The sequence below is a fragment of the Pseudomonas sp. BN515 genome (assembly GCF_029873155.1).
In the GTDB taxonomy this organism is placed as follows: Bacteria; Pseudomonadota; Gammaproteobacteria; order Pseudomonadales; family Pseudomonadaceae; genus Metapseudomonas.
The window spans coordinates 134,695-151,726 of sequence record NZ_SSOH01000049.1 but is presented as its reverse complement, the minus strand read 5'-3'; the positions used below and the strand labels follow the sequence as shown (position 1 = coordinate 151,726).

The 17,032-nt window shown below is 66.3% G+C and carries 16 protein-coding genes; 9 read left to right on the top strand and 7 right to left on the bottom strand.

Features of this window, described 5'->3' with window-relative positions; genetic code table 11:
• Positions 1–13 precede the first annotated feature (13 nt).
• The 6 genes from E8E91_RS13165 to E8E91_RS13140 all read left to right on the top strand — a co-directional run bounded on the left by E8E91_RS13165 (position 14) and on the right by E8E91_RS13140 (position 4,836).
• Entirely contained in the window at positions 14–259 is a 246-nt protein-coding gene (locus tag E8E91_RS13165) for a ferredoxin family protein (protein WP_028629110.1), read from the top strand.
• A gap of 150 nt (positions 260–409) precedes the next feature.
• Positions 410–1,816 carry an ABC transporter substrate-binding protein gene (locus E8E91_RS13160; protein ID WP_280376125.1) on the top strand — a complete coding sequence of 469 codons (1,407 nt, stop codon included), beginning with the start codon at positions 410–412 and terminating at the stop codon, positions 1,814–1,816.
• A 137-nt stretch (positions 1,817–1,953) separates the two neighbouring features.
• On the top strand, positions 1,954–2,733 hold the full coding sequence (locus tag E8E91_RS13155) for an ABC transporter permease (protein ID WP_280376124.1): 780 nt from the start codon (positions 1,954–1,956) through the stop codon (positions 2,731–2,733).
• Positions 2,733–3,587 (top strand): ABC transporter ATP-binding protein, encoded by an 855-nt coding sequence (locus E8E91_RS13150; protein WP_280376123.1) that lies wholly within the window; start codon positions 2,733–2,735, stop codon positions 3,585–3,587. Before E8E91_RS13155 ends, E8E91_RS13150 begins: the two co-directional genes overlap by 1 nt.
• Positions 3,584–4,549: a HEAT repeat domain-containing protein gene (locus tag E8E91_RS13145; RefSeq protein ID WP_280376122.1), complete on the top strand. Its 966-nt coding sequence runs from the start codon at positions 3,584–3,586 to the stop codon at positions 4,547–4,549. The genes E8E91_RS13150 and E8E91_RS13145 overlap by 4 nt, the downstream gene beginning before the upstream one ends.
• Entirely contained in the window at positions 4,549–4,836 is a 288-nt protein-coding gene (locus tag E8E91_RS13140) for a gamma-butyrobetaine hydroxylase-like domain-containing protein (protein WP_280376121.1), read from the top strand. Before E8E91_RS13145 ends, E8E91_RS13140 begins: the two co-directional genes overlap by 1 nt.
• Before the next feature lie 133 nt (positions 4,837–4,969).
• Here the strand turns inward: E8E91_RS13140 and E8E91_RS13135 are convergent, their stop codons facing one another.
• From E8E91_RS13135 to E8E91_RS13105, 7 genes are all read right to left on the bottom strand, one after another.
• Positions 4,970–7,024 (bottom strand): oligopeptide transporter, OPT family, encoded by a 2,055-nt coding sequence (locus E8E91_RS13135; protein WP_280376120.1) that lies wholly within the window; start codon positions 7,022–7,024, stop codon positions 4,970–4,972.
• A 71-nt stretch (positions 7,025–7,095) separates the two neighbouring features.
• A complete protein-coding gene (gene tauD, locus E8E91_RS13130; RefSeq protein WP_280376119.1) occupies positions 7,096–7,929 on the bottom strand; it encodes a taurine dioxygenase in 834 nt (277 codons plus the stop codon).
• A gap of 103 nt (positions 7,930–8,032) precedes the next feature.
• Complete coding sequence (tauC, locus tag E8E91_RS13125; RefSeq protein ID WP_280376118.1) at positions 8,033–8,866, bottom strand: taurine ABC transporter permease TauC; 834 nt, start codon at positions 8,864–8,866, stop codon at positions 8,033–8,035.
• Positions 8,863–9,645, bottom strand: a complete 783-nt coding sequence (gene tauB, locus E8E91_RS13120) for a taurine ABC transporter ATP-binding subunit (RefSeq protein WP_280376117.1) — start codon at positions 9,643–9,645, stop codon at positions 8,863–8,865. Before tauB ends, tauC begins: the two co-directional genes overlap by 4 nt.
• A gap of 55 nt (positions 9,646–9,700) precedes the next feature.
• The gene (gene tauA / locus E8E91_RS13115) at positions 9,701–10,681 is read right to left on the bottom strand and encodes a taurine ABC transporter substrate-binding protein (RefSeq protein WP_077521524.1); all 981 of its coding nucleotides are present in this window, start codon (positions 10,679–10,681) and stop codon (positions 9,701–9,703) included.
• Between the two features lie 155 nt (positions 10,682–10,836).
• A complete protein-coding gene (locus tag E8E91_RS13110) occupies positions 10,837–12,069 on the bottom strand; it encodes an acyl-CoA dehydrogenase family protein (RefSeq protein WP_280376116.1) in 1,233 nt (410 codons plus the stop codon).
• Positions 12,069–13,037: an aliphatic sulfonate ABC transporter substrate-binding protein gene (locus E8E91_RS13105; RefSeq protein WP_280376115.1), complete on the bottom strand. Its 969-nt coding sequence runs from the start codon at positions 13,035–13,037 to the stop codon at positions 12,069–12,071. The genes E8E91_RS13110 and E8E91_RS13105 overlap by 1 nt, the downstream gene beginning before the upstream one ends.
• 396 nt (positions 13,038–13,433) lie before the next feature.
• Between E8E91_RS13105 and E8E91_RS13100 the strand changes: the two genes are divergently transcribed.
• The 3 genes from E8E91_RS13100 to E8E91_RS13090 all read left to right on the top strand — a co-directional run bounded on the left by E8E91_RS13100 (position 13,434) and on the right by E8E91_RS13090 (position 16,991).
• Positions 13,434–14,765, top strand: a complete 1,332-nt coding sequence (locus tag E8E91_RS13100; protein WP_280376114.1) for an OprD family porin — start codon at positions 13,434–13,436, stop codon at positions 14,763–14,765.
• A 524-nt stretch (positions 14,766–15,289) separates the two neighbouring features.
• A complete protein-coding gene (locus tag E8E91_RS13095; RefSeq protein WP_190833097.1) occupies positions 15,290–15,928 on the top strand; it encodes a peroxiredoxin in 639 nt (212 codons plus the stop codon).
• Between the two features lie 100 nt (positions 15,929–16,028).
• Positions 16,029–16,991: a sulfonate ABC transporter substrate-binding protein gene (locus E8E91_RS13090; RefSeq protein WP_280370656.1), complete on the top strand. Its 963-nt coding sequence runs from the start codon at positions 16,029–16,031 to the stop codon at positions 16,989–16,991.
• Positions 16,992–17,032: the final 41 nt, after the last annotated feature.

The following is a 17,032-nucleotide window of genomic DNA, read 5'->3' as shown; positions in this document are numbered from 1 at the left end:
AGGAAATCGTGAAATGGCCCATCAACCCCAGGAAATCTTCTTCCGCAGCAGCGCGCCGGTGACCATCGACGAAGACAAGTGCATCGCCGAGAAGGGCTGCACAGTTTGCGTCGAGGTCTGCCCGATGGACCTTCTGGCCATCAACCCGGCCACCCAGAAGGCCTACATGGCCTTCGACGAATGCTGGTACTGCATGCCCTGCGAGAAGGACTGCCCGACCGGCGCGGTGAAGGTGGAGATCCCCTACCTGCTGCGCTGACCGCTTTTCTCCCCTCTCCCTTCAGGGAGAGGGGGTAAATGCCGCCATCCGGCCAACCCCCGGACGCCTCACCTGAAAGCCCCTCGTTTCCCACCACCCGACCACGTGGCGGAGACGATTCCAACACTCATGATTCGAGGGGAAAAACCCATGCGTCTTCGTGCAACCGTCGCCGGCCTCGCGCTGGCTATTTCCAGCCTGTCCGCCTCTGCGGAAACCATTCGTATCGCCATCGGCACCCAGGACACCACCATCAACTGCGCCACCGGCGGCCTGCTCATTCGCGAGCTGGGCCTGCTGGAGAAGTACCTGCCCCATGACGGCAAGTACAAGGACGCCGACTACCAGGTGGAGTGGAAGAACTTCACCAGCGGTGCGCCGCTGACCAACGAGATGGTCGCCGGCAAGCTGGACTTCGGCGCCATGGCCGACTTCCCCGGCTCCTTCAACGGCGTCGCCCACCTGGATGCCGGCAAGCAGAGCCTGTTCATCAGCGTGCTCTCGGGCAGTACCCGTGGCAGCGGCAACGGCATCGTCGTGCCGGCGTCGTCGCCGGTGCAGTCCCTGGCCGAACTCAAGGGCAAGACCATTTCCGTGCCCTTCGCCTCCACCGCCCACGGCATGCTGCTGCGCGCCGTTGCCGCCCAGGGCTGGGACCCGGAAAAGGATGTGCGGATCATCGCCCAGCCGCCGGAGATCGCCGGCTCCGCCCTGCGCAGCAACCGCATCGAGGCCCACGCCGACTTCGTGCCCTTCGCCGAGCTGTTCCCCAACCGTGGCTTCGCCCGCAAGATCTACGACGGCTCCCAGGCCGAGGCGCCCACCTTCCACGGGGCGCTGGTGGATGCGGCCTACGCGAAGAAATACCCGGAGATCGTTACCGCCTACCTGCGCGCCAGCCTGGAGGCTGATCGCCTGTTCGCCGAGTCACCTGAGAAATACAGCGAGCTGATCGAGAAGGTCACCGGCATCGAGGCCGAGGTGAACTACCTGTTCCACGGCCCCCTTGGCCTGCAGACCCGCGACCTCACCTGGAAGCCGGAATACCGCAAGGCGGTCGCCACCTCCATCGACACCCTGAAGCTGCTGAAGAAGACCGACCGGGGCCTGGACACCGCCAAGTTCATCGACGACCAGTACATCCGCGCGGCGTTCAAGGCGGCGGGCCAGGACTACGACAAGGCGCTGAAGAACTACGCGCCGCTGCCGCTCAAGGCCAACGACGCCGCTACCGGCAAGCCCATCACCGACTTCAAGCGCCTGGCGCAGATCTGGGTGCGCGGCGAAGACAAGGTGCGCCATTACGCCTCGCCGGAAGCGGCACTGACCGCGCTGGCGCAACTGGAGCAGGAGGGCAAGGACATCCGCGCCATCTACGCCCAGGCCACCGACAGCGGCATCAAGCTGCTGGCCAACCAGGCCTGGTTCGTGCGCAACGACAAGGGTGAGCTGAGTGCCTTCCTGCTCAAGTCCCAGGCCGAGCAGTACGCCCAGCAGCATGGCGGGACGGCGCTGGATTTCGTGAGTGCCAATCAGAAGCTGGTGGCCCAGCGCTGACGCCGTTGCCCTCTCCCCCGGCCCCTCTCCCGCACGCGGGCGAGGGGTGACTCGCGCCGGTTTCACCGTGCACGGACAGCTCCCTCGCCCCTTGGGGGAGAGGGCTGGGGAGAGGGGGTAGCAGCAGGAGAAAACCGATGACCAACCTCTACCGCTGGCCCCTGCGCCTCGCATCACTGGCCGCCTGCCTGCTGTTCTGGCAGCTGGCTGCCAATGCGCGCCTGGACCTCGGGCTGTTCACCTTCACTTACGTGCCCACGCCCGCCGCTGTGCTCGACGCGGCCTGGCAGTTGGCGCACTCCAGCAAGTTGCTGCCGCACCTGGGCAGCAGCCTGTCGCGGGTGTTCGCCGGCTACCTCGCCGCTGCGCTGCTGGGTGTGCTGCTCGGGCTGCTCATCGGCCGCTCGAAATGGGCCGAGGACAGCCTCTTGCCGCCGCTGGAAGTGCTGCGGCCGATTCCCGCGGTGGCCTGGATTCCCCTGGCCATCCTGATGTTCCCCTCGTCCGAGCTGTCCATGGTGTTCATCACCTTCACCGGCGCGCTGTTCCCGATCCTGCTCAACACCGTGCATGGCGTGGAAGCGGTGGACCCGCGCCTTATCGCCTCGGCGCGCAGCCTGGGTGCTGGTCGTCTGGCGATCCTCCGTGAAGTGATCCTGCCCGGCGCGGCACCGAGCATCGTCACTGGCCTCGCCATCGGCATGGGCACGTCGTGGTTCTGCCTGGTCACCGCCGAGATGATCTCCGGGCAGTTCGGCATCGGTTATTACACCTGGGAGTCCTACGTGGTGCAGAACTACGCCGACATCGTCGTCGGCATGCTGTTGATCGGTGTGCTCGGCATGGGCAGCAGCGCCCTGGTGAAGCGCCTGGGCGCGCTCGCCACGCCTTGGTATCACGCGCGGAGGAACGCCTGATGAGCAGCTTCGAACGCGCAGTGGAACCCGGCCGCATCGAGGCACGGGGCATCTCCATTCGTTTGGGACAGGGCCGCGATGCCTTCGAGGCGGTGCAGGCCCTGGACTTCGCCATCGCACCGGGGGAGTTCGTCTGCATCCTCGGTCCATCCGGCTGCGGCAAGTCCACCTTGCTCGGTGCCCTGGCAGGCCACCTCACGCCCAGCGCTGGCCGGCTGGAGGTGGATGGGCAGCCGGTGGCAGGACCTTCGCCCGAGCGCGGCATGGTGTTCCAGCACCACACGCTCCTGCCCTGGCGCAGCGTGCTCGACAACGTCGCCTTCGGCCTGAAGATGCAGGGCATCGGCAAGCTCGAACGCCAGCGCCGCGCCGCCGAATTTCTCGGCCTGGTGGGGCTCGGCGACTTCGCCGATCGTTGGCCCAGCCAGCTCTCCGGCGGCATGCAACAGCGCGCCGAAATCGCCCGCGTGCTGATCAATCGCCCTCGGCTTCTGCTCATGGACGAACCCTTCGGCGCGCTGGACGCGCAGACCCGTTCGCGCATGCAGGAACTGCTGCTGGATATCTGGACGCGCATCCGCACCACCGTGGTGTTCGTCACCCACGACATCGACGAGGCGCTGTTCCTCGCCGACCGCATCCTGGTGATGAGCCCGCGCCCCGGGCGTTTCATCGAAGACCTGCGCCTGGACTTCCCGCGTCCGCGCCGCGCCAGCCTGCTCACCAGCCCCGGCTTCACCCACCTCAAGCGTCATTGCCTGGAACTGCTGCGCCATGAAGAAGGCCGCGAGCTGCCACGCCTGACCCCGCTGGGACTGCCCACCGATCACCCGCCATTGCGAGTCGCCCTATGACCATCCGTGAAACCGACAACCCTGACATCCTCGATCTGCTGCCACGCCTCGCCGCTGACGACGCCGGTGTGCGCCGCATCGCCCTGATCGAACTGGCCGACCTGGAAGACCCGGAGGGCCTGCCCTGGCTCACCGACGCGCTGGTGGTGGACCCGGCCGCCGAGGTGCGCGCCGAGGCCGCGCGCCTGCTGGAGGCCTGGGAAGAGCCGGAAGTTGTGCAAGCCCTGTGCGCAGCCCTGGCGGACGCCGCCGAACCCGTGCGCCTGGCCGCCGCCCAGAGTCTGAGCGAACTGAAAAGCCTGGAAGCGGGGCAACTGATCCTGCCTTGGGTGACTCACGCCGATGCTTTCGTGCGCAGCAGCGCCCTGCGTGCCCTGCGCGAACTGCGCCTGGAAGATGCAGCAGGTCCCGCGCTGCTGGCGCTGAGCGACAGCGAGGCTTCTGTCCGCCGCGAGGCGGTGGGCATCCTCGGCTGGCTCAAGCACGGCGAGGCATTGCCTGCGCTGGCGCGCCTGGCCAGCGACGATGCTGACACCGAAGTGCGCCGCGCCGCCACCGGAGCCCTTGGTCTAGCGCGCGATGCCGGCGTGCTGCCGGCCCTGTATGCGGCCCTGCGCGATGCCACCTGGCAGGTCCGCGAGGAAGCCGCCACCACCCTCGGCAAGGTCGGGTTGGCCGAAGCTGGTCCCGCATTGGTGAAGGCCCTGGAAGACGATTACTGGCAGGTCCGCCTGCGCGCCGCCCGTGCCCTGGGCCGCCTGCGTTATCGGCAGGCCCTGGCAGAGCTGGCCACCCTGCTTGGCCATGGCATCGCCAACCTGCGCAAGGAAGCGGCGCTGGCACTGGGTGAACTGGGCGACGCCGCCGGGCTGCCGGCCCTGCGTGCCGCGGAAGCCGACGGCGACCCGGAAGTGCGCAAGGCCGTACGCATCGCCCTGGCGCAATTGCAGGGAGCCGCCTGATGGATGCCCCCAGTGCGCTACGCAATTCCCGTAGCCAGGCCCGCCTGAGCCTGGAGTGGACCGATGGTGAGCAACAGCAGATCAGCCACACCCGCCTGCGCGGCGCCTGCCCCTGCTCGCAATGCAAGGCGGCGCGGCTGCGCGGGGCGATCACGGTGGTGGACGAAGGCGTGATCCTGGAGCGGATCGCGCTACAGGGTTATGGCGTGCAGCTGGTGTTCAGCGATGGGCACGAGCGCGGGATTTATCCCTGGGAATACCTGCGGGAGTTGGGCGGTACGCAATGACCGGCAGGATGAAGCCGATTCGGTAGGGTGCGCCGTGCGCACCAGCGGTTTGACGGGGTGCCGAAGACGATTCCGGAATCGGTGCGCACAGCGCACCCTACGGCCCTGCACCTTCTGAGATATGGGAGCGAATTCATTCGCGAATAAATTCGCCCCCACGTTGTGTGCCCAGCACATGCCGGTAGAAGGCGATGCAAACCAGGGCGAAGACGATGAGTCCGAGCCACTCCGCCGTATCACTGAATCCGGGCCCGACCAGCGCCAGCGGGGCGTCCTTGCCAGAGGTGCCGATCAGCCCGGCGAGCAGGATGCCCATCAGGCTCTCGCCGACGATCAACCCCGAGGCCAGCAGTACACCACGGCGGCGGGGCACTTCGGCGTAGCGCTCCAGGTCCTGCCCGGCAGCCTGGGCGCGTCGGGCCAGGCGGCTATCGATCAGCCAGCCCAGTGCAGCACCGATCACCAGGGTCATGCCGATGGTTGGCGGCAGGTAGATGCCTAGCCCCACTGCCAGCACTGGCAGGCTCGCCGAGCTGGTGCGGCGCAGAGCGAGGTCGACGAGGATCAGGGCGATGCCGAGCACGACGCCGATGAGGATCATGTTCCAGTTCAGCGCGTTGTTGAAAATGCCACTGGCGATGGCCGTCAGTAATGTGGCCTGGGGCGCGGCGAGGGCCTGCTGGGGGTCCATGCCTTCGCGGGGCAGGGCGCCGGGGAAACCGTAGGCGTTGTAGAGCAGGTCGAGCACTGGCGGGATCACCAATGCACCCACCAGGCAGCCGACGATCAGCGCCACCTGCTGGCGCCAGGGTGTGGCGCCGACCAGGTAACCGGTCTTGAGGTCCTGCAGGTTGTCATTGGAGATGGCCGCAATCGCCAGCACCACCGACGTGGTGAACAGCGCGAGGGCGATGGCGACCTTGCCGTCGGCCAGTTGCAGCAGGCCGGACTCCAGGCTGCCCATGCCGAGGATCAGCAGCGACACCAGGATCACCGCGATGATGCCGATGCCGGAGATCGGGCTGCTGGACGAACCCACCAGCCCGGCCATGTAGCCGCAGGCGGCGGCGATCAGGAAGCCGAAGAAGAAGGCGAAGAACACGCAGCCGGCCACGAAGCCCCAGAACCCCAGGCCGGACAATTCCGGCGCGGCCTCGTGAAGGAAGTTGGCGAAGACGCCGAGCAGCGCGAGCAACAGCAGTCCGGCCAGCAGCAGGATCGCCTTGGGCGGCATGTCGCGTTCGGTGCGGGCGGTGCTCGTCTCGCCCTTGCCGCGAACGGCGCGAAGCGACGCCCACACGCCTTGCGCCATGGGCTTGAACAGCGTGGCCAGGGTCCAGAGCGCGGCGATGCCGATGGTGCCGGCGCCGAGAAAGCGCACCTGTGAACTCCACAGCTGGGTGGCCAGTTCACTCAAGCCCTGGCCTTCGGCCGGCGTGGCATTGAAGGTCAGCAGTGGCACCGCCACGCCCCAGCAGATGAGTACGCCGATGAGGATGGCGATGCCGGCGGTGATGCCCATCAGGTAGCCCGCGCCGACCAGGGCGAAGGAGAACCCGGTGGAGAAACGGAAGGCCGCGTGCCCGGCGCCCAGCCACAGGCTGATGCTCTCGCCGAGCATCTTGAAGCCGCTGCTGCACAGGCTGAAGGCAGCAGCCACCAGGCCGCCTCCAAGGATGTCGCGCAGGCCGGGTTCGCCGCGACTCTGGGCTGCGGTCTTGTCGTCGCCTTCGTCGCTGCTGCCGACCCGGAGGATCTCCGCCGCCGCCACGCCTTCGGGGTAGGGCAGCTCACTCTGCACCACCATCACGCGGCGCAGGGGGATGGTGTAGAGCACGCCGAGGATGCCGCCGATGGCGCAGATCATCGCGGTCTGCCAGAAGGGAAAGCCTGCCCAGTAACCGATCATCAACAGGCCGGGGAGGATGAAGATGATCGAGGACAGGGTGCCGGCCGCCGACGCCTGGGTCTGCACCATGTTGTTCTCGAGGATGTTCGAGCCCTTGAAGTAGCGCAGCACCGCCATGGAAATCACGGCGGCGGGTATCGACGAGGCGAAGGTCAGGCCGACCTTGAGGCCGAGGTAGACGTTGGAGGCGGTGAACACCAGGGTGATCAGCGCGCCCAGGATCAACCCGCGCAGGGTGAGTTCGGGGAGGTCGAGGTGGTCAGGGACGCGGTCCGTCATGTTGCTCTCCAGGGGACATGCCGGCGGGGTGCGCCGGCACGGGAAAGCCTAGACCACGAGGCGCCGCCCGATCAGAACGGCTTGTCGCCCAGGATGGTCGCGCGGTGCATCACGCGGCGCTGCGGGCGGTAGTCGTCCACGGCGAAATGCTGGGTGATGCGGTTGTCCCAGAAGGCCACGTCGCCCACCTGCCAGCGCCAGCGAATGGTGAACTCCGGGCGCGTCGAGTGGGCGAAGAGCTGGCGCAGAATTGCGTCGCTCTCCGCTGCCGAGAGTTCATTGATGCGGGTGGTGAAGCCCTCGTTGACGAACAGCCCCTTGCGCCCAGTGACCGGGTGGGTCCGCACCACCGGATGGCTGCGCGGCGGGTGCTTGCGCTTGGCGTCTTCCAGGCGCTCGTGCTCTTCGGCGGTGAGGCTGAATCGTTCCTCGGGGAAGGAACGGGACAGGTCGTGGGTAGCGGTGAGACCTTCCAGCAACTGCTGGATGGGTTTGGACAGCGCGTCATAGGCCGCACTGCTGCTGGCCCAAAGCGTGTCGCCGCCATAGGGCGGAAGCTGCTTGGCGGCGAGCACCGCACCGAGTGCGGGGGTTTCCAGGAAGGTCACGTCGGTGTGCCAGAGGGCGTTGTCGCGCACATCGGTCACGGCGGTATCCAGAACCAGTACTTCCGGCTGATCGGGAATGTTCGGATAGATCGGGTGGATATGCAGGTCGCCGAAATTGCGGGCGAAGGCGGCCTGCTGCTGCGGGTTCAGCGGCTGGTCGCGGAAGAACAGCACCTGATGGGTGAGCAGGGCTTGCTCCACGGCTTCACGCAGCGAGGCATCGAGCGGCGTGTTGAGGGCGAGGCCTTCGACCACAGCGCCGAGGGCGGGGGAGAGCGGGGTGATGTGCAGGGGCATGGCGGTATCTCGGAGTCGGGAATTGTTGGGCTTCGCTACGCTCTGCCCAACCTACACATCGGTAGGTTGTGGCTGAGCTACGCGAAGCCCAACAAGAAGTTCTTCAGTGGCTCTGCCCATGCCAGGGCACGAGCTTGCGTTGCAGGGCGCGCAGGCCGAGTTCGAGGGCGAAGGCGATCAGGGCGATGACGAGGATGCCGAGGATCACCACATCGGTGACCAGGAACTGCGCCGCCGACTGCACCATGAAGCCCAGGCCACGGGTGGCGGCCACCAGTTCGGCAGCCACCAGGGTGGACCAGCCGACACCGAGGCCGATGCGCACGCCGGTGAGGATGTCCGGCAGGGCGCTGGGCAGGATCACATGGCGGATCAGTTGCGCCTGGGTGGCGCCAAGGGACTGCGCCGCGCGCAAGCGCGCCGGGTCGACATTGCGCACGCCGGTGGCAGTGGCGATGGCGATGGGGGCGAAGATCGCGAGGAAGATCAGCAGCACCTTGGACAGCTCGCCGATGCCGCACCAGATGACGATCAGGGGCAGGTAGGCCAGCGGCGGAATCGGCCGGTAGAACTCGATCAGCGGGTCGAAGATGCCGCGCGCGATGCGGTTGCGCCCGATGGCGATACCCAGCGGAACGGCGATCAGCACCGCCGCCAGCAGGGCCAGGCCGATGCGTCCGAGGCTCGCGCCCAGGTGCTGCCAGAGGCTGGCGTCCATGTAGCCCTGGGTCAGCAGCACCCAGCCCTTGCGGGCGATGGCCTGCGGGCTGGGCAGGAACAGCGGTTCGATCAGGCCGGCGGTGGTCACGGCCCACCAGGCCAGCAGCAGGCTGCCGAGGGTCAGCAGGCTGATGGACAGGGTGCTCAGGGGGCGGCGCTGGCGCGGCTTCACGGACAGTGCGGACTTGCTGGCCAGGGTCAGGTCGAGGCTGCTCATGCGCTTCTCCTATGACGTTCGGCGAAGACCTGGGCGAGCACGTGCTCGCGCGTTTCGATGAACTGCGGGTCGGACTTGATCGCCCGTGCGCTTTCCCCGGCGGCGTAGCGCTGGCCGAAGTCCAGGCGCAGGCGCTCGCTGATGCGGCCCGGATTGGGCGACAGCAGAATGAGTTCGGTGGCGAGGAAGACCGCTTCCTCGATGTCGTGGGTGATCAGGAACACCGGCTTGGCGGCGCGTCGCCAGACCTGCAGCAGCAGTTCCTGCATCTGTTCGCGGGTGAAGGCGTCGAGGGCGCCGAAGGGCTCGTCCATCAGCAGTACGCGCGGGTCGGCGGCCAGGGCACGGGCGATGCCGACGCGCTGTTTCTGTCCGCCGGAAAGCTCCCAGATGCGGCGCTTGTCGAAGCCGGCCAGGTCCACCAGGGCGAGCATTTCGCGGGCGCGCGCCTCGCGCTCGGTGCGGGGTACTCCAGCCAGTTCGAGGCCGAAGGCGACATTGCCGAGCACGTCCTGCCAGGGCAATAGGGCATCGTCCTGGAACACCACGCCGCGTTCGGCGCTGGGGCCGCTGACCGGGACACCATCGAGGCTGATGCGGCCGGCGCTGGGGCTGACGAAGCCGGCAATGAGGTTGAGCAGGGTGGTCTTGCCGCTGCCGGAAGGACCGAGGGCCACCAGCAGCTCGCCGGGGCCGAGGTCGAAAGATATGTCGGTCAGTACCGGCTCGGCCGCGCCTGGGTACTGTGCGCTGATGCGCTCCAGTTGGAGTAAGGCCATTTTCTGCGGGTCTCGAAAGGGCCTGCCCGGAGTGGCCGGGCAGGCTGGGAGTGGATCAATTAGTGACGTACTTCGAGCTGACGTACGGGGCGTAATCCGGCAGCACCGCGTCGACCTTGCCCTGCTCCTTGAGGAAGGCGGCGGTTTCGCTGATGGCCTGGGTGGTCGGCGCGCCCAGGGCGGTGGCCTGGTCGGCGGCCAGCGGGAAGACGTTGCCCTGCAGCAGCAGCGGGATGTCTTCGGCCTTGGCGCCGGAGAGCTTCACCAGCTTGTCGATATTGCCCTTGTCGGCCAGCCAGGCTTTCGGGTCCTTGCGGTAGTCGGCGTAGGCGTCGAGGGTCACCTTGGCGAAGGCGCGGACGACTTCAGGATGCTTCTCGGCGAAATCCTTGCGCACGATCCAGGCGTCGAAGGTAGGCGCGCCCAGCTTGCCCAGTTCGGCGGAGCTGATCAGTACCTTGCCGTTGGATTTGGCCACGCCCAGTGCCGGGTCCCAGACGTAGGTGGCGTCGATGTCGCCGCGCTGCCAGGCGGCGACGATGGCCGGCGGCGCGAGGTTGAGGATGGTCACCTTGGTGGGGTCGATCTGCCAGTGCTTGAGGGCGGCCAGCAGGCTGTAGTGGCCGGTGGAAACGAAGGGCACGGCGATCTTCTTGCCGATCAGGTCTTCGGGCTTGGTGATGCCGGCGCCGTTGCGCGCCACCAGGGCTTCGGCGTCACCGATCTGGGTGGCGATCAGGAAGGTCTGGATCGGCAGCTGGCGAGTGGCGGCGGCGGCCAGGGGACTGGAGCCGACATAGCCGATCTGCACGTCACCGGAGGCGACGGCGGTGATGACTTCAGCGCCGCTGTCGAACTTGCGCCAATCGATCTCGGATTTGCTGGCCTTTTCATAGGCGCCATCGGCCTGGGCCACCTTGGCCGGATCGACGGTGGTCTGGTAGGCGACGGTGAAGTCCGCAGCCTGGGCGCTCAGTGCCAGGCCGCCAAGGGTCAGGGCCGCCAGCAGGCGACGGGGGAACAGGGACGGAATCATGGGGTGCTCCTCAACGGGCTTGGGGGCCGGTCTTGGAGGCCGGTCCACGGGACAGGGTGTGCTGCTTTCTGGGATGTCCGGTGGTCCGGTGAAGAGAATCTAAATGATCTAAAAAACGCAGAATAAATAATTTTTTAGCATTAGCTTAGCTTCGCTCAGGAATAGACCGACGGTGTCGGCAACTGGTTGTCCAGCAACCATCGGCCGATGTCGCGGGCCTTGTAGTCCAGCGGATCGTGCAGGCTGTGGACCCGTACGTTGCGCCAGAATCGGTCCAGGCCGTAGCGCGCGGAGGTGGCGCTGGCGCCCAGGTTGTCGAAGATCTGCGCGGTGATTTCCAGCGCCGCACGGGCGGATGCCACCTTGGCCTCGGCAATGGCCAGTGCCACGTCACCGCGTTCGGCAGCGGTCAGCGCGGGGCGATCCCAGGCCGCCTGCAGACGTTGGGCGGCGTCCTCGGCAAGGGGCAGGGCGCTGCGGTAGCGCAGCCAGAGATCACCGAAGCGCTGCTGCACATAAGGGTCGTCGCTGGCTGCCAGCACCTCGGCGCCAGCCCGGGGCCTTGGTTGTTCGCGGGTATAGCGCAGGGCCGCATCAAGGGCGCCCTGGGCGTTGCCGAGGTAGAGCTGCACCAGCACCAGTTGCGACAGGCAGGCACGCAGGGTGCTGCGCGGGCTGGCGCCGCTCGGGCCGAGCAGTTCTTCGCTGTGCACGAAGACATTCTCGAACTGCACCGTGCCGCTGTCGGTCTGGCGCTGGCCGAAGCCGTCCCAGTCATCATTGATCGCCAGGCCTTCGCGCTGGGTCGGCAGCACCAGGAAGACCCGGTCGTCGCTGCTGTGTCCGCGCGGCGCGCTGACGATCAGCGCGTCGGCGCCAAGCGCCCCGGAGCAGAACGATTTGCAGCCGTTCAGCTCGTAGTGTTCGTCGCGCCGATTGAGGCGCAGGCGGCGGTCGCGGCCATTGGTGGCATTGCCCCAGAACCAGCGCTCCTGAACCGTCTGGCCGAGCCAGTGGCGTTGCTGCGCCGGGTTGCCGAACAGCTGCAGGGTGGCCACCTGCAGGTGCTGGAAGGCGAAGAGGTGGGCCAGCGAACTGTCCACCGCCGCCAACTGGCGCACGATGCGATAGATCAGCGGCCAACTGGCGCCCAGGCCGCCGTGGGCCAGGGGGACGGCCAGGGTCAGCAGGCCACTGGCGCGCAGCAGCTCGCGTTCCTCCTGCGGACTGCCACCGCGCCGGTCGCGCTCGATGGCGGTAGCGGCCAACTGGCGACTGAGCTGATCGACACGTTCCCCGTACAGGCCGAAGTCGGCCGGGAACAGGCGTGGGTCGAAAAGCGCCGCCTCCCTCGGGTTGCTCAGCGGCAGGTGCAGTCCGGCGGCCATCAGTGTTTCTCCGGGTTCCAGATGGCCACTTTTTGGGTGTCTACCGGTTTGGGCAGCAGGCCGGCGTTGAAGAAAGCGTCGGCGATCTTCTGTTGTTCACGAAGGCTGTCGGCCTGCACCGCCTGTACCTGGTAGCTGCGCTGGGCATTGGCCTTCTCGACGATGGCCGGGTCCAGCCCGCCCCACTGTGGCGCGAGGATTTTCGCAGCCTCCCGTGGGTTTGCTCGCAGCCAGTCACCGGCCTTCACCAGCTCGCCGAAGACAGTACCCAGCACCTCGGGATGGTCATTGGCGTAGCGGGTGCTGGTCAGGTAGTAGCGCTGGTAGCGGGCCAGGGCGGCGCCATCGGCCAGGGTACGAGTGGCCAGTTGGCTGCGGGCGGTGCTGAGGAAGGGTTCCCAGGTCACCCATGCATCCACTTTGTGGTTCTCGAAAGCCGCACGACCGTCGGCCGGGGTCAGGTACGCCGGCTTGATGTCGGAGAACTTCAGGCCGGCCTTGGCCAGGGCCGCGATCAGCAGGTAATGGCTGCCGGCTGCCTTGGTGACGGCAACTGTGCGGCCCTTGAGGTCGGCCGGGCTCTTCAGCTGCGAGTCCTGGTGCACGACGATGGCCTGGGCGGCGGGTGAGGGGGCTTCCAGGGCGAAGTAGGTGAGTTGGGCGCCGGCGGCCTGGGCGAACACCGGCACGGTATCGGCGACGTCGGCGGAGAGGTCGACATTGCCGACGTTCAGCGCTTCCAGCAGAGGTTGGCCGCTGGCGAACTCGTGCCAACTGATGCGGATGTCCTGCTTGCCCAATTCACGCTCCAGCGTGCCCTGGACCTTGAGCAGGGTGATCAGGGTGGATGACTTCTGGTAGCCGATCCGCAACTGGGTGGCGGCATCGACAGGCAAGGCGCCGACCAGGCCGGCGGCCAGGGTCAGCGCAAGCAGGGTTCGGCGACTGAAGGAAAGCGAATGAGACATGGGGACCTCGCTGATTGCGTTGTCGTCCGGCAATCAACGAGGCCGGAACAAGGACGCTGGATGGGGATCAGGTCGTCCGGTGTTCCGGTTTGGCAACGTTAACGATCTAAAAAAATGCTCTCAAATACTTTCTTGGAATTAGCTTAGAGAGTCGTCAGGGCCGATTCCGTAACTTTTATTATTCCTAAAAGGTATTTGTATCTAAAAAATAATTCTTTTTGGAAATTAGCGATCCCGCCATAGAGTGGCGGCCTGCCGAAAGCGGACCGCCGCATCGCATTTGCACCGGAGCCTGTGAAAAAGACAGTGGCTTCGAAGGTCACGCAGCGGCGCGTCGCGTCAGCTCCTGCTCCGGGCACCCCAACACCCTTACAAGATCGCAATGGAGCATCGAGCATGAACAAGTCGTCCCTCGCCCTGGCCGTCGCTTTCGGCGTGCTGGCCCAGCAGGCCGCCGCCGGCGGTTTCATCGAAGACAGCAAGGCCAGCCTGACCCTGCGCAACTTCTACATCAACACTGACAACCGCGAAGGCACCGCCGCGCCCTCCAAGCAGGAAGAGTGGGGCCAGGGCTTCCTGTTCAACTACGCCTCGGGCTACACCGAAGGCACCGTCGGCGTCGGCGTCGATGCGCTCGGCCTGTTGGGCGTGAAGCTGGATTCCGGCAAGGGCACTCACTACAACCCGACCAGCGCCAACTACGGCGGCACCGTGTTCCCCACTGACAACGACGGCCGCGCCAAGGACGATTTCGGCAGCCTGGGCGTGACCGGCAAGGTGCGCTTCTCCAAGACCGAAGCGCGCCTCGGCACCCTGCTGCCGAAGCTGCCGGTGGTGACCTACAACGACGGCCGCCTGCTGCCGCAGACCTTCGAGGGCGGGCAGGTGACCTCCAGCGAGATCGCCGGCCTGACCCTGATCGGCGGCCAGCTGGAACACGCCAAGGGGCGTAACTCCAGCGACGCCCGCGGCCTGTCGATCGCCGGCGCCAACAACGCCCGCACCGGCCAGTTCGTCAACAAGTTCTACTTCGCCGGCGGCGACTACAAGGTCAGCGACAACCTGGTCGCGCAGTACTACTACGGCAACCTGGAAGACTTCTATCAGCAGCACTTCGTCGGCCTGACCCACAACTGGGCGCTGCCGGTGGGCGCGCTGAAGTCCGACCTGCGCTACTTCTACAGCGACTCCGACGGCAAGAACGCCAGCGCCGCCGGCCGCCGCGAAGGCTTCCGCAGCGCGGGCAACTGGGCGACCAACGACCCGGACCGCTACGAAGTGGACAACCGCACCTGGAGCGCCTTCTTCACCTACACCCTCGGCGGCCACGCGGCGAGCCTGGGCTACCAGCAGGTGTCCGGCGACAGCGCCTTCCCCTTCCTCAACCAGGGCGACGGCGCCACCGCCTACCTGATCACCGACCGCCAGATCGGCAAGTTCCTCAGCGCCGGCGAACGCACCTGGGTGGCCGAATACGCCTACGACTTCGCCAAGCTCGGCGTGCCGGGGCTGAAGGCGGTGGGCACCTACCTGAAAGGCAGCAACATCGAAACCCAGGCCAGCGACCAGGGCGAGTGGGAGCGCGACTTCCGCCTCGACTACGTGCTGCAGGACGGCCCGCTGAAGGGCTTCGGCGTGTCCTGGCGCAATGCCGCCCTGCGCAGCGACGCGGCGCGCGACCAGGACGAGAACCGCCTGATCCTCAGCTACACCCTGACGCTGCTGTAAGGGCACTGGTGGGCTGAAGCCCACCCTACGATTGCCTCCACAGAGAAGTGCCCGGGCCGAGCACCGGCACGGACAGCCCCCTCTCCCGCTTGCGGGAGAGGGTTGGGGTGAGGGAAGCAGGGGTGGGCTCAGAGTCTGATGTGTTGGGCTTCGCTTAGCTCAGCCGCAACCTACGGGGCCGCTGTGCGGCCCTTGGCGAATGAATTCGCCCCTACAGGGAGGTGCCTCGCCTGGATGCCGGCACGGACCGCCCCCTCTCCCTCTGGGAGAGGGTTGGGGTGAGGGAAATGAGGCTCTGCTCGGTGCTTAATCGTGTTGGGCTTCGCTTAGCTCAGCCGCAACCTACGTTCGTTCGGGTATGAAACAGCCGGGAGCCTCATTCCAGAGGCCTTCCCGGCTTTTTCACGACTGCAAATCAATAGTTCATAAAGTAATAAATAAATTGTTATTTATTCTTTTTAATTTTCAGCGCAACTGCCCATAGTGAGCCCCACGGAACGACATCCAGACACAGGAGCAGCACCATGAGTATCCGCCTCGGCGACATCGCCCCCGACTTCGAACAGGACTCCAGCGAAGGCCGCATCCGTTTCCACGAGTGGCTGGGCAGCAGCTGGGGCGTGCTGTTCTCGCACCCGGCGGATTTCACCCCGGTGTGCACCACCGAGCTGGGGTTCACCGCCAAGCTGAAGGATCAGTTCGCCGCTCGCGGCGTGAAGGTGATCGCGCTGTCCGTGGACCCGGTGGATTCCCATCACCGCTGGATCGATGACATCAACGACACCCAGGGCACCCTGGTGAACTTCCCGATCATCGCTGACGCCGACCGCCAGGTGTCCGACCTGTACGACCTGATCCACCCGAACGCCAACGACACGCTCACCGTGCGTTCGCTGTTCATCATCGACCCGAACAAGAAGGTGCGCCTGATCATCACCTACCCGGCCAGCACCGGGCGCAACTTCAACGAAATCCTGCGGGTGATCGATTCCCTGCAGCTGACCGACAACCACAAGGTTGCCACCCCCGCCAACTGGCAGGACGGCGACGACGTGGTGATCGTCCCCTCGCTCAAGGATGAAGACGAGATCCGCCAGCGCTTCCCGCGTGGCTACAAGGCGGTCCGGCCGTACCTGCGCCTGACCCCGCAACCCAACCGCTGATTCATCCGGCGCCTCGCGCGCACTGAACGACCCCCGCCTTACTCACCCGCCAACGGGAAGCAGGCAACGACACCACAAGCAAAGTCATGAGGAGAGCGCCATGCGCACCATCACTTTGCGTCGGAGCCTGGCTGCCCTGTTCGCGGCTGCCCTGGCTTTCGGCGCCATCACGCAAGCTCAGGCCGAAACCCTGCGGATCGGCTACCAGAAGTACGGCACCCTGGTGCTGCTCAAGGCCAAGGGCACGCTGGAGAAGCGCCTGGCTGACCAGGGCATCGAAGTGAAGTGGACCGAATTCCCCGGTGGCCCGCAGCTGCTGGAAGGCTTGAACGTCGGCTCCATCGATTTCGGCGTGACCGGCGAAACCCCGCCGGTGTTCGCCCAGGCGGCAGGCGCCGACCTGCTCTACGTGGCCTATGAGCCGCCGGCTCCGCAGAGCGAAGCGATCCTGGTGCAAAAGGGTTCGCCCATCCAGTCGGTGAAGGAACTGGCCGGCAAGAAAGTCGCCCTGAACAAGGGCTCCAACGTGCACTACTTGCTGGTGCGCGCCCTGGAAGAGGCCGGTCTGAAGTACAGCGACATCCAGCCCGTCTACCTGCCGCCGGCTGACGCCCGCGCCGCCTTCGAGCGCGGCAGCGTGGATGCCTGGGTGATCTGGGACCCCTTCCAGGCCGCCGCCGAGAAGCAACTGGAAGCCCGCACCCTGCGCAATGGCGAAGGGCTTGTGGATAACCACCAGTTCTACCTGGCGACCCGCACCTACGCCCAGAAGCACCCGCAGGTAGTCAGCACCCTGATCGAGGAAGTGCGCGCCGTGGGCGAGGACTCCAAGGCCGATCCGGACAAGGTCACCGAACAGGTCGCGCCGCTGCTGGGCCTGTCCAAGGAGATCACGTCCATCGCGGTGAAACGCCAAGGCTACGGCGCTCAGCCGCTCAGCCCCGAGGTGGTGGCCGCGCAGCAGAAGATCGCCGACACCTTCACCGGCCTGAAGCTGATTCCGAAAAAACTCAGCATCGCCGACGTTATCTGGACGCCGCCGGCCAAGGTCGCGCAGCAGTGACTTGATCCCCTCTCCCGGAGGGAGAGGGGACACCTTTAAGG